This window comes from Thioclava nitratireducens (genome assembly GCF_001940525.2).
GTDB classification, from domain to species: domain Bacteria; phylum Pseudomonadota; class Alphaproteobacteria; order Rhodobacterales; family Rhodobacteraceae; genus Thioclava; species Thioclava nitratireducens.
Window position 1 is genome coordinate 723,527 of the sequence record NZ_CP019437.1, and the last position, 12,832, is coordinate 736,358.

The window sequence follows — 12,832 nt, forward strand, 5'->3', positions numbered from 1 at the left end:
ATGCGTTATGTTTCCACTCGGGGCAAAGCCCCGGTTCTGAATTTCGGCGATGCGATGCTGACGGGGCTTGCCCGTGACGGCGGGCTCTACGTGCCCGAGACCGTGCCGCAGTTTTCCGCCGACGAGATCGCCGCGCTCGCAGGGCAGCCCTACGAGGAAATCGCCTTCCGCGTGATGAAGCCCTTCGTCTCCGAGACCTTCTCGGACGAGGAGCTGCGCGGCGCCATTTCCCGCGCCTATTCCGGCTTCGGCCATGTCGCCCGCGCGCCGATGGTGCAGTTGGCGCCGAACCACTTCCTGCTGGAGCTGTTCCACGGCCCAACGCTCGCGTTCAAGGATTTCGCGATGCAGGTGATCGGACAGCTGTTCCAGATCGAGCTGCAAAAGCGCAATCAGAAGATCACCATCGTCGGCGCCACCTCGGGCGATACCGGCTCGGCCGCGATCGAGGCGTTCCGCGGGCTCGACAATGTCGATGTGTTCATCCTCTTCCCGCATGGCCGTGTGTCCGAGGTCCAGCGCCGCCAGATGACGACGCCCGTCGAGGGCAACGTCCACGCGCTCGCGCTCGATGGCGATTTCGACGATTGTCAGGCGAAGCTGAAGGACATGTTCAACGATTTCGACTTCCGCGACGAGGTCGGTCTGGCGGGCGTGAACTCGATCAACTTCGCCCGCGTGCTGGCGCAGATCGTGTATTTCTTCTCCTCCGCCGTGGCGCTCGGCGCGCCGCATCGCAAGGTGTCCTTCACCGTGCCCACCGGCAATTTCGGTGATATCTTCGCGGGCTTTCTCGCAAAGGAAATGGGTTTGCCGGTCGAGCGTCTGGTGATCGCGACGAACCAGAACGACATCCTGCATCGCTGCCTCGAGAAGGGCGATTACACCAAGCAGGGCGTCACGCCCTCGATCTCGCCGTCGATGGATATCGAGGTGAGTTCGAACTTCGAGCGCGCACTGTTCTGGGCCTACGGCAAGGACGGGGCCGCGATCGAGAAGCTGATGGACGAGCTGAAAACCGACGGCTCCTTCACCGTCTCCGAAAACGCCATCGGTGCGCTGCGCGATATCTACGACAGCGGCTCGGTCGGCGAGGCGCGCACGATGGAGGAGATCGGCGATACGCTCAAGGAAACCGGCGAATTGCTTTGCCCGCATTCGGCGGTCGGCGTGAACGTGGGCAAAGCTGCCGTCGCGCGTGACCCGGCCACGCCGATGATCACGCTCGCGACCGCGCATCCCGCGAAGTTCCCCGATGCCGTGGAAGAGGCGACGGGCATCCGCCCCGATCTGCCGCCCCGCATGGCCGACCTGTTCACCCGCGAGGAGCGTGTGACCCGGGTGCCGAACGACCTCGCCGACCTTGAAGCGCTGATCCGGGAGCGTCGCCGCACATGATCGAAATGACCACCCTGAAGAACGGCTTGCGTATCATCACCGAGACGATGCCGGGCCTTGCCTCCGCCGCGATCGGCGTCTGGATCACTGCCGGTGGCCGCCACGAACGCCCCGAGCAGAACGGCATCGCACATTTCCTCGAACATATGGCGTTCAAGGGCACCAAGACCCGCTCGGCGCTGCAGATCGCGGAAGCGATCGAGGATGTGGGCGGCTATATCAACGCCTATACTTCGCGCGAGATGACCGCCTATTACGCCCGCGTGCTGGCCGAAGACGTGCCGCTCGCACTCGACGTTATTTCGGACATCCTGCTTAACCCGGTCTTCGATCAGCGTGAGATCGAGGTGGAGCGCGGCGTGATCCTGCAAGAGATCGGCCAATCGCTCGACACGCCCGACGACGTGATTTTCGACTGGCTGCAAGAGGCAGCTTACCCTGATCAGCCGATGGGCCGCACCATCCTCGGCCCGGCGGAGAAGGTCCGCAGCTTCGCGCGCGACGATCTGTCCGGCTTCGTGTCCGAGCATTACGGCCCGGATCAGATGATCCTCTCGGCGGCCGGTAATGTCGATCACGCGGAGATCGTGAAACGCGCCGAGGATATCTTCGGTGATCTGCGCCCCGCGCTGAACCCCGCGCCTTATCCGGCGAAATGGGTTGGCAACGAGCGGCGCGAGATCAAACAGCTCGAACAGGCGCATTTCGCGCTTGGCATCGAAGCGCCCAGCTATCGCGACGCCGATCTATATACCGCGCAAGTCTATTCGGTCGCGATGGGGGGGGGCATGTCCTCGCGCCTGTTCCAGAAGATCCGCGAAGAACGGGGCCTGTGCTACACGATCTTCTCGCAGGCCGGCGCCTACGAGGACACCGGCATGTTCACCGTCTACGCGGGCACGTCGGGCGACGAGATTCGCGGTCTGGCCGAGCTGACCATCGACGAGTTGAAACGCGCGGCCGAAGACATGACCGAGGTCGAGATCGCCCGCGCCCGCGCCCAGATCAAGGCGGGGCTGCTGATGGGGCTGGAAAGCGCTTCGGCGCGCGCAGAACGCATGGCGCGCAGCCTCTATATCTGGGGCCGGGTGCCCGGGATCGACGAGGCCTCGGCCCGGATCGACAGCGTCACCCGTGACGCGGTGCGCGATTTCGGGGAACGGCTCGCGATCGGTGGTCGCACCGCGATGGCGCTTTACGGTCCGGTCAAGGATGCTCCCGAACTGGGCGCATTGCGGGAAAGGCTCGCCGCCTGATGTTCGCGCGCCGTCGTCAGCTGCGGATCGATACGGATCGGATGATCCTTCGTCCGCCGCAGCATGGGGATTATCGCCCGTGGGCCAGCCTGCGTGAGGACAGCCGCGCCTTCCTGACCCCGTGGGAGCCGAGCTGGTCCTCCGACCATCTCGGGCGCAAGGCCTTCTCCAACCGGGTCTACTGGGCCGCGCGCGCGATCGCGAATGGCACCGCGGTCCCCGTCTTCCTGTTCTCGCGCCGCGATGAGACGTTCCTCGGGGCGATCACGCTCGACAATATCCGGCGCGGACCGGCGCAGGCGGGCACGCTGGGCTATTGGATCGGCCAGCGTCACGCGCGTCAGGGTTACATGCGCGAGGCGATCGAGGCCGTCGTGCATTACGCCTTCACCAAGCTCGACCTCAGCCGGATTGAGGCGGCCTGCCTGCCCGAGAATGCGGCCTCGCGCGGGGTTCTGGAGAAATCCGGTTTCAAATACGAGGGAGTCGCGCAGAGCTACCTGCAGATCAACGGGCGCTGGCGCAATCACGTCCTCTATTCCAACCTGCGCTCGGATCGCCGGGGACGGACGGATGTCCGATAGGGGCGCCTGCGCTCGCGCGACATGTTGCGGGGCGAACGGCAGAGGGGGCGCTGCCCCCGCTGGCGCAGCCAGCCCCCCAGGATACTTAAGCCAAGCCGAAGGAGCCAGAGATGCGTACCGCCGCTGATGAAAGTTTCGTCGAGACGCTGCGGGAGGCGGTGCCGCGCCTGAGCCTCGGCGCGCCGGGGGCGTCCTATCTCGAAGAGCCGCGCGGGCGCTATCACGGTATCGGCGGGGTGCTGGTGAAGCCGACGTCGACCGAAGAGGTCGCTGCGGTGCTGAGGCACTGCCACGCGGCGGGCGTCGCTGTGATGCCCTATGGCGGCGGCACCGGGCTGGTTGGCGGCCAGATTACCGAGGACGGCCCCGCGCCGGTGATCCTGAGCCTCGAGAAAATGAACGCGGTTCGCGCGGTCAGCGGCCATGTGCTGGAGATCGAGGCAGGCGCGACTCTGCTTGAGGCGCAGCAGGCGGCGGAAGGCGTGGAGCGGCTGTTTCCGCTGACCATCGCGAGCCAGGGCTCCGCCCGGATCGGCGGTGTGCTGGCGACCAATGCGGGCGGGGTGAACGTACTGCGCTATGGCAACGCGCGCGAGCTGTGTCTGGGCGTCGAGGCGGTGCTGGCCGATGGCACGGTGATCTCCGGCCTCAAGCATCTGCGCAAGGACAATACCGGCTACGATCTGAAGGACCTGCTGATCGGGTCCGAGGGCACGCTCGGGATCATCACGGCCGCGACGCTGCGGCTCTTCCCGCGCCCGGCGGCGGTCGGCACGGCGATGATGGCTGTTGAAAGCCCCGCCGCAGCGCTGGAACTTCTGGAACTGGCCGAGGCCCGGATGCCGGGCTGTGTCTCGGCCTTCGAGTTGATCTCGGGGCAGGGGCTGCGTTTCCTCGACGAGGTCGGACCGGAGGTACATCAACCTTTCGAGGCGCGCCCCGACTGGTCGGTGCTGATCGAGATCGGTCTGCCCGAGGGGCTCACCCCGGAAGAGGCGCTTGCGGAGCTGTTCGAGGCCGCCGAGGGGCTGGTCAGCGACGGGGTGATCGCAAGCTCCGAGAGCCAGCGCGCCCAGATGTGGTCGCTGCGCGAGAGCCTGCCGGAAGCGAACAAGCGGATCGGGTCGATATCGAGCCACGACATCTCGCTGCCGCTGCCGAAACTGGCCGTTTTCATCGAAGAGGCGCGTGGCGCTCTTCTCGACCTCGGCAATATCCGGATCAACTGCTTCGGCCATGTCGGCGACGGCAATCTGCATTTCAACGCCTTCCCCGCCGAGGGGCGCGACCGCAAGGAATACGAGAACCTGCGCCGTGCGATCCCCGAGACGGTCTACGATCTGGTCGACCGTTTCGGCGGCTCGATCTCGGCCGAGCATGGGATCGGGCGGCTCAAGGTGGGCGATCTGGAGCGCTACGGCGATCCGGGCAAGCTGGCCGCGATGCGCGCGATCAAGGCGGCGCTTGATCCCAAGGGCATCCTGAACCCCGGCGCGGTGCTGGCGGAGCGCTGAGGGCCAAGAGAAACGCGCCCCGCCAGGAGAGCAGGCGGAGCGCGGCGTTCTGGTTCACGTGTCATTGCAAGCAGCCGAACCATCTGGCCCGGTCAGGTTAGGTCGATTTGCGTAAGAAAGACGTTAACGCGGCCCCAGCGCGGCGGCCTGCCGCGCGATCCGTGCTACATCGCGGCTTAGGGGAAGGTCGTTCCCCATCCGGTCTACATCGACCCAGCGCGCATCCAGAGCGTCATCGGCGGCGACCGGCTCTCCGGCCTGCCACTGACATTCGACCGCGATCAGCACGAAGTGATGCTCCAGCGCGCCCGCATCGTCATGGGCAAGCACATCGAGCGCGTTGAAGGCATGGGTGGCCCGCGCCTGCACGCCGGTTTCCTCCAGCAATTCGCGCTCTGCCGCCGCGAGAAGCGTTTCGCCAAGCTCGACCTTGCCGCCGGGAAAGCCCCATAGCCCGGCATCGGGCGGGTTGGCCCGTTGCACCAGCAGGGCCTGTCCGTCGCGGATCACGACGGCGAGAATGGCGGGGACCGGACGGGGGCTCACGCCCCCTCGAATTCGCAGAGCACGCTTACATTCATGCCGCGGTCTTCGAGCAGTTTGCGCCCGCCCAGTTCCGGCAGGTCGACGATGAAGGAGAGGCCCACGATCTCGCCGCCCACGCGTTCGATCAGCCGGATGCCCGCCTGCGCGGTGCCGCCGGTGGCCAGAAGGTCGTCGACGACCAGAACCTTCTCGCCGGGCTTGATCGCATCCTCATGCATCTCCATCACCGCCTCGCCATATTCCAGCTGGTAAGCCTGCGAAATCGTCTGGCCGGGCAACTTGCCCTTCTTGCGGATCGGCACGAAGCCTTTCGACAGCTGATGCGCGATCGCGCCGCCGATGATGAAGCCGCGCGCCTCCAGCCCCACGACCTTGTCGATCTGCTGGCCCGCCCACGGGTGAAGCATCTGGTCGATCGCCATGCGGAAGCCGCGCGGATCGGCGAAAAGCGTGGTCACATCGCGGAACATGATCCCTTCATGCGGGAAGTCGGCGATGGTGCGGATATAGTCTTTGACGTTCATGGGATCCTCAGAGCTCGAGCACGCGGCCCGCGATGGTCTTCAGTTTGCGCGTCATCTCGGGGTCGCGCTTGTCGGGGGCGGTCATGATCGCGCTGTCGAGGGCACGGGTGCAGCCGGTGGCGCAATCGCCCGCTGTCCCTTTCAGCAGACCCGGCAGGGCCGCGACCAGAGCGCGCGCCTTATCGGCATTCTTCATCGCCACGGCAACGACCTGCGCTACGTCCACGGCATCGTGATCGGGGTGCCAGCAGTCGTAATCGGTGATCATCGCGACGCAGGCGTAATGCAGTTCCGCCTCGCGGGCGAGCTTGGCCTCGGGCATGCCGGTCATGCCGATCACATCAGCGCCCCATTGGCGGTAAAGCTCGCTCTCGGCTTTGGTGGAGAATTGCGGGCCTTCCATCGCGACATAGGTGCCCCCCTCGTGGACGGTGACGCCGGTCTTGCGCGCGGCCTCGGCGCAGGCGGTCGAAAGCTCCGCACAGACGGGATGGGCCACCGAGACATGACCGACCATGCCGGGACCGAAGAAGGTCTTTTCGCGGGCGAAGGTGCGGTCGATATACTGGTCCACAATCAGGAAATCGCCCGGCGCATAGGCCTCTTTCAGCGAACCCACGGCGGAGACGGCGACGAGATCGGTCACGCCCAGCTGCTTCATCGCGGCGATATTGGCGCGGTAGGGGACGGTGGTCGGCGTCTCGACATGGCCGCGCCCGTGGCGGGGCAGGAAAGCCATCTTCACGCCATCGAGGCTGCCGGTCAGTACCTGATCGGAGGGCGCGCCGAAGGGTGTCTCGACGGTGACCCACTCGGCCGCCTCCAGCCCGTTGATCTGATAGACGCCCGAGCCGCCGATCACCCCGATCATCCTGTCCATTCCGCGCATCCTCCGGCTGTCTTTTCCGCGTCGCGGCGAGCCTAAGGCCCGCGCGCGCGGGAGGAAAGAGGGATTGCAGCCACTTGCCGCGCGGTCTATCGCCGATGGGCGAGGGAAATGGGAGCCCTCACGGGAGAGGATCTATGGAAAATATCCGCGGCTCGGTGCTGATGGTCGTCGCGATGGCGGCCTTCGCGATGGAAGACATGTTCGTCAAATCCGCCTCGAGCCATCTCGCGGTGGGCGTGGTGCTGATGCTGTTCGGCATTGGCGGCATGGCAGTCTTCGCAACCCTCATCATGGCGCGCGGTCAGCGGCTGCTGCACCCGGCGCTCGCCTCGAAGCCGCTGCTGATCAAGCTCGCGCTCGAAGTGATCGGGCGTCTCGGCTATACGCTGGGGATCGCGCTGACGCCGCTCTCGAACGCCTCCGCCATCCTGCAGGCGACACCGCTCGTCGTCGTCGCGGGCGCGGCGGTGGTGTTTTCCGAGCGTGTCGGCATCCGGCGCTGGGTCGCAGTGGGGATCGGGTTCATCGGCGTGCTGATCGTGCTGCGCCCCGGCCTCGACGGTTTCGTTCCGGCTGCCCTTTGGACCGTTCTGGGCATGCTGGGCTTTGCGGGGCGCGATCTGGCGACGCGCGCCTGCCCGCCGGTCCTGTCGAATTTCCAGCTCAGCTTCTACGGCTTCATGATGCTGATCCCGACCGGCGTACTGATCCTTCTGATCTTCGGCGGCGTCACGACGCCCGATCTTGTTTCGCTGCGCGATGTGGCCGGCGCGGTGGCCTTCGGCAGCCTCGCCTATTGGTCGCTGACGAAGGCGATGCGTATGGGCGAGGTTTCGGTCATCACGCCCTTCCGCTACACCCGCCTGATCTTCGCGCTGATCCTCGGGGCGGTCGTGTTCGGCGAGCGGCCCGACGCGGCGATGATCCTCGGCGCGGCGCTGATCGTGGCGAGCGGCCTCTACACGCTGGTCGAAGGCCGCCGCAGCCGGATCCGCGCGCGGGTCAGAGCTTAGGCCGCAGCATCTCGAAGGTTTCCGACACGGCCGCGTAATCGCCGCGATTGCCGAGCCGCACCAGACGGTCGGGCGGCGAATAGAGCCCGTCCTTCAGACAATCATCGGCGATATGGATGCCGGTCACTTCGCCATGAACGAGGTAATTACCCTCGCCCAGCAGCTTGATCACCTGCACGACGCGACATTCGAGCGAGGCGGGCGCCGCCGCCACGCGCGGGCAGTCGATGGTCTCGCATTCCGCTTTCTCGATCCCGCATTCGGCGAATTCGTCGGTGCCCGCGGGATAGTTGGCGCAGGAGGCGTTCATCTGGTCCTTCAGCGCATAGGTCACGAGATTGGCGCAGAACACCCCCGCCTCGCGCAGTTGCGAGACGCTGTCCTTCGTGCCGTCGCGATCGGGCTTCACCCCGGTCGAGGCGAAGATCACCTGCGGCGGCGTGTAGGCGACCGCGTTGAAGAAGGAATAGGGCGCGAGATTGTCGCCCATCTCGCTGCGCGTCGAAATCCAGCCGATCGGGCGTGGGGCGACGATGGAGTTGAACGGGTTATGCGCGAGCGGGTGGCCATCCGAGGTGCGATAGAACATGCTTTCTCCTGTTTGATCCCGAACTTAGCGCATGCTACCGCGCAGGAAAGGGGCAGCCTGAAAGGGGCGGCGATGCACGAGCTCGCGCAAGAGACGGCAGAGGACTGGTGGGAGGTTGAGGCGCTCTACGACCTCTGCTTCGCGCCGGGCCGCACGGCGCTGTCCTCCTATCGCCTTCGCGACGGCGTCGATCCGGTCCGGGAGCTTTGCCTCACGCTGCGTCAGGACGGCATCCTTGCCGCCGTAATCCGCTACTGGCCGGTGCGGGTCGGCGGCAAGCGCGTCCTGCTGCTCGGGCCGATCGCGGTCCACCCGACGCGGCAGGGCGAAGGCCTGGGCGGAATTCTGATGCACGAAAGCCTCTCGCGCGCCGCCGATCTCGGCTGGGAGCGTGTGCTGCTGGTGGGCGACGCGCCCTATTACCAGCGCTTTGGCTTTTCAAAGCTCGAAGATGTCGAGATGCCGCCGCCAACCAATCCCGACCGCGTTCTGGGGCTCGAACTGGTGCCCGGTGCCTGGGAGGGCGTGCACGGTCAGGTCGAGAAAGACGACTGATTGCCGAAGCGCTCCCGCCGCCCCATATCTGGAAAAGGCAAGGAGGCGATGATGGCAGATATTCTTCCCCCCGTAAGCGACCCTGCGATTCTGGGCCAGCTCGACACCCTCGCGAAACGCCACCGCGCAGCGGGCGGCGTGGTGATGCAGCTGATCGGCTATGTCGGAGGTTCCGCCGAAGGGCTTCTGAGCAAATTGCCGGGGCCCGTGCGCAACGGTCTGGATGGGGCGACCGAGCGCGCGCTTTCGGGCGCGATGACAGCCGCCGAGCGCTCGCGCGGAATCGTCGCGGACCGGCCCGACTGGATGAACCGCACGCTGACCACCGCAATGGGGGCCGCAGGCGGCGTCGGCGGTCTGGGCAGTTCGCTCGCCGAGTTGCCCTTCACGGTCACGATGCTACTGCGCGCCATACAGGGCATCGCCGCCGAACACGGCTTTGACCCGGCCTCCGAGGAAGTGCGGCTCGAATGTCTGCGGGTCTTCGCATCTGCCGGGCCGCTCGAGGATGATGACGGGATGGATCTGAGCTTCCTCGCCGCGCGCGCGACGATCACCGGGTCGAGCATGAAGTCGCTGATCGCAAAGGTCGCGCCTCGCCTGTCGATCGTGCTGGGTCAGAAGCTCGCCGCCCAGGCCGCGCCGCTTCTGGGCGCAGTCGCGGGCGCTGCGGTGAACTACGCCTTCACCAGCTATTATCAGGAAATCGCCCGCGTCCATTTCGGGCTTAAGCGCCTTGCCCGGGACACCGGCACCGATGAGGGCGTTCTGCGCGAGGAGCTTGTCGCCCGCATCGCCAAGTGATCGCGACGCCGCGCCCCTGTTTTCCGTCGAATGCCTCCGGCGGGGATATTTGGACCAAGAGGAAGGTAGCTTCGCTTTCTCTTGTCGAAAATATCCCGGGGGGCTCCGAAGGAGCGGGGGCAGCGCCCCCTACGTACCACTAGGCGAGAGCAGCTTCTCAGCCCTTCGCGTCCTCAAGGATCATCTGCGCCGCCTTTTCGGCGATCATCATCGTCGGTGCGTTGGTGTTGCCCGAGGTGATCGTCGGCATCACCGAGGCATCCGCGATGCGCAGCCCTTTCAGCGCTTTCAGCCGTAGCCGCGGATCGACCACGGCACCGTCATCAGGCCCCATCCGGCAAGTGCCGACGGGATGGAAGATCGTGGTGCCGATATCGCCCGCGGCTTTCACCAGCTCAGCTTCGGTCTGATAGTCCGGGCCGGGCTTATATTCCTCGGGCTTGTATTTCGCGAAGGCCGGTTGCGAGGCGACACGGCGGACCTGCCGGATCGCTTCGGCGGCGACGCGGCGGTCGCCCTCGGTCGAGAGGTAATTCGGCGCGATTTCGGGATGGGCGCGGAAATCGGGAGAGGTGATATGCACATGGCCGCGGCTCTCGGGGCGCAGGTTGCACACGCTCGCCGTCATGCCGGGGAAAGCGTGGACCGCGTCGCCGAACTTGTCGAGGCTGACCGGCTGGACGTGATACTCCAGATCGGGCGTCTCCTTCTCGGGGAAGCTGCGGGTGAAGATGCCCACCTGCGACGGCGACATCGACATCGGCCCTGAGCGGAACAGCGCATATTCCATCCCGATCTTCGCCTTGCCCCAGAGCGTCGAGGCCATGGTGTTGAGACTCTTGACGCCCGAGACCTTGTAGATCACGCGCAGTTGCAGGTGGTCCTGCAGGTTCTCGCCCACACCGTTCACTTCGGCCACCGGGGTGATGCCGTGCTGGGACAGCACGTCGCCGCGCCCGATTCCCGAGAGCTCGAGGATTTGGACCGAGCCGATCGAGCCCGCCGAGAGCACCGTCTCGCCCGCCTTCACATCGTGGCTCTGTCCGTTCTGGTTGTAGCGGATGCCGATTACGCGCCCCTCTTCGATCAGGAGCTTCTCGACCTGCGCATTGGTTTCGATCCGCAGGTTCTGGCGTTGCATCGCGGGTTTCAGGAAGGCTTTCACCGCGCTCCAGCGCCAGCCGGATTTCTGAGTGACGTGGAAATAGCCGCCGCCCTCATTGGTGCCGGTGTTGAAATCGTCGGTGCGTGGGAACCCGGCCTCTTCGGCGGCCTCGAGAAAAGTATCGAGCATCTCCCAGCGCACGCGGGCCTCTTCGACCCGCAATTCGCCGCCAGCGCCATGCAGGTCGCTCTCGCCGCGATAGAAATCTTCCTGCTTCTTGAACAGCGGCAGCACCTCGTCCCAGCCCCAGCCGGGATTACCCGCCTGCGCCCACATGTCGTAATCGCGGGCCTGGCCGCGCATGTAGATCATGCCGTTGATCGAGGAGCAGCCGCCGAGGATGCGCCCGCGTGGATAGAGCAGTTCGCGCCCGTTCAGTCCGGCTTCGGCTTTCGACTTGAAACCCCAGTCGGTGCGCGGGTTGCCGATGCAATAGAGATAACCGACGGGGATGTGGACCCAGTGGTAGTTGTCACGCCCGCCGGCCTCCAGCAGCAGCACCTTGTGCTTGGGGTTCTCCGACAGTCGGTTGGCCAGAACGCAGCCTGCGCTGCCGCCCCCGACCACGATGTAATCGTATTGCTCCATAAGCCCCTCCCGAACTGCGCCTCCGGGCAGGACTTTCGCAAGCTGCCGTCCGGGAAACAAGGCCATGGACCGTTCATTCGCGCAAAGTCGCTTTGCGAAAACGCAAGGAGGGGCTTGCCTGTGAGGGGGGTGATCCGTTCTATGGCGCAAATCTCGCCGGAGCCTTTCATGGTCCTTTACCGCCTTCTCGTCAGTATCGCGAGCCTGCCTGTTCTGGCGGCGTTGCTCTGGCGCGTTCTGCGCGGACGCGAAAGCCGGGTCGCTTTGTTGGAGCGGTTGGGCGGTGGGGAGGCCGCGCCGGGACGATTGTGGCTGCACGCGGCCTCGAATGGTGAACTGACCTCCGCCAAGCCTTTGATCGAAGCGCTGCTGGCCGCCGATCCTGCGTTGCAGCTGTTGGTGACGGTGAACACGGTGACGGCGCGCGCGCTGGGGCAGGGCTGGAACGATGCCCGCATCGCGATCCGTATGGCGCCGCTCGACCATCGTGCGGTGCTGCGGCGGTTCCTGTCGCGCCATGCCCCCCGCGCGCTGGTCGTGATCGAGAACGAGCTGTGGCCGAACCGCATGGCGCTGCTCGCGCAGGCGAAACGGCCGCTCTTCGTTATCGGTGCGCGGATGTCGGCCCGCTCTGCGGCGCGCTGGGCGAAGATTGGCATCGCGCAGCCGATGATGTCGCAGATCACCGCGCTCTCGGCGCAGGATGCGGGGTCCGAGGCGCGGTTCCTCGACCTTGGCCTGCCGCAAGAGCGGCTGATGCCCCCCGCCAACCTCAAGACCTCGATAACCGTCGCACCGGGCGTGCCGCTCGACTGGCCGCGCAGCGACACGGTGTTGGCCGCGTCGACCCATGAGGGGGAAGACGCGACGATCCTCGCCGCCTTTGCGAAGGCGCGCACGCACCGACCGGGCCTGCGCCTGATCCTCGCCCCGCGCCATCCCCGCCGTGCGCCCCAGATCGCAGCTCTGATCGCCAAGGCCGGGCTGCGTCATACCACCCGCTCGAAGGACGGGCCCCCGACCGCGGAGGTCTATCTGGCCGATACGCTGGGCGAAATGGGCCGCTGGTATGCGAGCGCGGGCCTGTGCTTCGTGGGCGGCTCGCTTGTCGAAAAGGGCGGTCATACCCCCTATGAACCGGCGAGCTTCGACTGCGCTTTGCTGCATGGTCCGGATGTCGCGAATTTCGCCGCAGCCTATGCCGCACTCGACGCGGCAGGCGGCGCGCGGCTTTGCGCGACCGAGTCGGATCTCGCCGCTGCGTTCGCCACGCTCGACGCCGACGAACAGGCGGAAATGGCGCGCGCCGCGCGGGCGGCGCTTGGGCCGCCAGCCGATGTCGAAAGCATCGCAACCGCGCTCATCGCGCGTCTATGACCTGCGCCAATATGCTTGCATCGCGGGTTA

Annotated in this window: 13 protein-coding genes; 8 read left to right on the plus strand and 5 right to left on the minus strand. The window is 65.9% G+C overall.

The features are described from left to right. The 4 genes from thrC to BMG03_RS03685 all read left to right on the plus strand — a co-directional run bounded on the left by thrC (position 1) and on the right by BMG03_RS03685 (position 4,752). The gene (thrC, locus tag BMG03_RS03670; protein ID WP_075775912.1) at positions 1 to 1,398 is read left to right on the plus strand and encodes a threonine synthase; all 1,398 of its coding nucleotides are present in this window, start codon (positions 1 to 3) and stop codon (positions 1,396 to 1,398) included. Continuing rightward, entirely contained in the window at positions 1,395 to 2,654 is a 1,260-nt protein-coding gene (locus BMG03_RS03675; protein WP_075775913.1) for a M16 family metallopeptidase, read from the plus strand. The genes thrC and BMG03_RS03675 overlap by 4 nt, the downstream gene beginning before the upstream one ends. Continuing rightward, the gene (locus BMG03_RS03680; RefSeq protein WP_075775914.1) at positions 2,654 to 3,238 is read left to right on the plus strand and encodes a GNAT family N-acetyltransferase; all 585 of its coding nucleotides are present in this window, start codon (positions 2,654 to 2,656) and stop codon (positions 3,236 to 3,238) included. Before BMG03_RS03675 ends, BMG03_RS03680 begins: the two co-directional genes overlap by 1 nt. 110 nt (positions 3,239 to 3,348) lie before the next feature. Next, on the plus strand, positions 3,349 to 4,752 hold the full coding sequence (locus BMG03_RS03685; RefSeq protein ID WP_075775915.1) for an FAD-binding oxidoreductase: 1,404 nt from the start codon (positions 3,349 to 3,351) through the stop codon (positions 4,750 to 4,752). A 123-nt stretch (positions 4,753 to 4,875) separates the two neighbouring features. Here the strand turns inward: BMG03_RS03685 and BMG03_RS03690 are convergent, their stop codons facing one another. From BMG03_RS03690 to BMG03_RS03700, 3 genes are read right to left on the minus strand one after another with little or no spacing between them, the layout of a single operon-like run. Beyond that, the gene (locus BMG03_RS03690) at positions 4,876 to 5,298 is read right to left on the minus strand and encodes an NUDIX hydrolase (protein ID WP_075775916.1); all 423 of its coding nucleotides are present in this window, start codon (positions 5,296 to 5,298) and stop codon (positions 4,876 to 4,878) included. Then, positions 5,295 to 5,822 (minus strand): adenine phosphoribosyltransferase, encoded by a 528-nt coding sequence (locus BMG03_RS03695; RefSeq protein ID WP_075775917.1) that lies wholly within the window; start codon positions 5,820 to 5,822, stop codon positions 5,295 to 5,297. Before BMG03_RS03695 ends, BMG03_RS03690 begins: the two co-directional genes overlap by 4 nt. Before the next feature lie 7 nt (positions 5,823 to 5,829). Then, on the minus strand, positions 5,830 to 6,702 hold the full coding sequence (locus tag BMG03_RS03700) for an S-methyl-5'-thioadenosine phosphorylase (protein WP_075775918.1): 873 nt from the start codon (positions 6,700 to 6,702) through the stop codon (positions 5,830 to 5,832). Between the two features lie 143 nt (positions 6,703 to 6,845). On the opposite strand from BMG03_RS03700, the gene BMG03_RS03705 reads away from it, so the two are divergent. Beyond that, positions 6,846 to 7,724 carry a DMT family transporter gene (locus tag BMG03_RS03705; protein ID WP_075775919.1) on the plus strand — a complete coding sequence of 293 codons (879 nt, stop codon included), beginning with the start codon at positions 6,846 to 6,848 and terminating at the stop codon, positions 7,722 to 7,724. Here BMG03_RS03705 and BMG03_RS03710 read toward each other — a convergent pair. Beyond that, entirely contained in the window at positions 7,714 to 8,313 is a 600-nt protein-coding gene (locus tag BMG03_RS03710; RefSeq protein WP_075775920.1) for a flavin reductase family protein, read from the minus strand. The two genes, BMG03_RS03705 and BMG03_RS03710, sit on opposite strands and share 11 nt — an antisense overlap. Before the next feature lie 72 nt (positions 8,314 to 8,385). Between BMG03_RS03710 and BMG03_RS03715 the strand changes: the two genes are divergently transcribed. Together BMG03_RS03715 and BMG03_RS03720 are read left to right on the plus strand one after the other, a co-directional pair. After that, complete coding sequence (locus BMG03_RS03715) at positions 8,386 to 8,868, plus strand: GNAT family N-acetyltransferase (protein WP_075775921.1); 483 nt, start codon at positions 8,386 to 8,388, stop codon at positions 8,866 to 8,868. Between the two features lie 48 nt (positions 8,869 to 8,916). Then, complete coding sequence (locus tag BMG03_RS03720) at positions 8,917 to 9,672, plus strand: EcsC family protein (protein WP_075775922.1); 756 nt, start codon at positions 8,917 to 8,919, stop codon at positions 9,670 to 9,672. A 157-nt stretch (positions 9,673 to 9,829) separates the two neighbouring features. On the opposite strand, the gene BMG03_RS03725 is transcribed toward BMG03_RS03720, so the two are convergent. After that, on the minus strand, positions 9,830 to 11,425 hold the full coding sequence (locus BMG03_RS03725; protein ID WP_075775923.1) for a GMC family oxidoreductase: 1,596 nt from the start codon (positions 11,423 to 11,425) through the stop codon (positions 9,830 to 9,832). A gap of 168 nt (positions 11,426 to 11,593) precedes the next feature. On the opposite strand from BMG03_RS03725, the gene BMG03_RS03730 reads away from it, so the two are divergent. After that, entirely contained in the window at positions 11,594 to 12,802 is a 1,209-nt protein-coding gene (locus BMG03_RS03730; protein ID WP_075776019.1) for a 3-deoxy-D-manno-octulosonic acid transferase, read from the plus strand. Positions 12,803 to 12,832: the final 30 nt, after the last annotated feature.

Bases quoted from the DNA above. Each gene is read 5' to 3' on its own strand.
- BMG03_RS03695 (WP_075775917.1), bottom strand. From the start codon at position 5,822: ATGAACGTCAAAGACTATATCCGCACCATCGCCGACTTCCCGCATGAA.
- BMG03_RS03675 (WP_075775913.1), top strand. From the start codon at position 1,395: ATGATCGAAATGACCACCCTGAAGAACGGCTTGCGTATCATCACCGAG.
- BMG03_RS03730 (WP_075776019.1), top strand. From the start codon at position 11,594: ATGGTCCTTTACCGCCTTCTCGTCAGTATCGCGAGCCTGCCTGTTCTG.
- BMG03_RS03685 (WP_075775915.1), top strand. From the start codon at position 3,349: ATGCGTACCGCCGCTGATGAAAGTTTCGTCGAGACGCTGCGGGAGGCG.
- BMG03_RS03680 (WP_075775914.1), top strand. From the start codon at position 2,654: ATGTTCGCGCGCCGTCGTCAGCTGCGGATCGATACGGATCGGATGATC.
- BMG03_RS03715 (WP_075775921.1), top strand. From the start codon at position 8,386: ATGCACGAGCTCGCGCAAGAGACGGCAGAGGACTGGTGGGAGGTTGAG.
- BMG03_RS03725 (WP_075775923.1), bottom strand. From the start codon at position 11,425: ATGGAGCAATACGATTACATCGTGGTCGGGGGCGGCAGCGCAGGCTGC.
- BMG03_RS03700 (WP_075775918.1), bottom strand. From the start codon at position 6,702: ATGGACAGGATGATCGGGGTGATCGGCGGCTCGGGCGTCTATCAGATC.
- thrC (WP_075775912.1), top strand. From the start codon at position 1: ATGCGTTATGTTTCCACTCGGGGCAAAGCCCCGGTTCTGAATTTCGGC.
- BMG03_RS03710 (WP_075775920.1), bottom strand. From the start codon at position 8,313: ATGTTCTATCGCACCTCGGATGGCCACCCGCTCGCGCATAACCCGTTC.
- BMG03_RS03705 (WP_075775919.1), top strand. From the start codon at position 6,846: ATGGAAAATATCCGCGGCTCGGTGCTGATGGTCGTCGCGATGGCGGCC.
- BMG03_RS03720 (WP_075775922.1), top strand. From the start codon at position 8,917: ATGATGGCAGATATTCTTCCCCCCGTAAGCGACCCTGCGATTCTGGGC.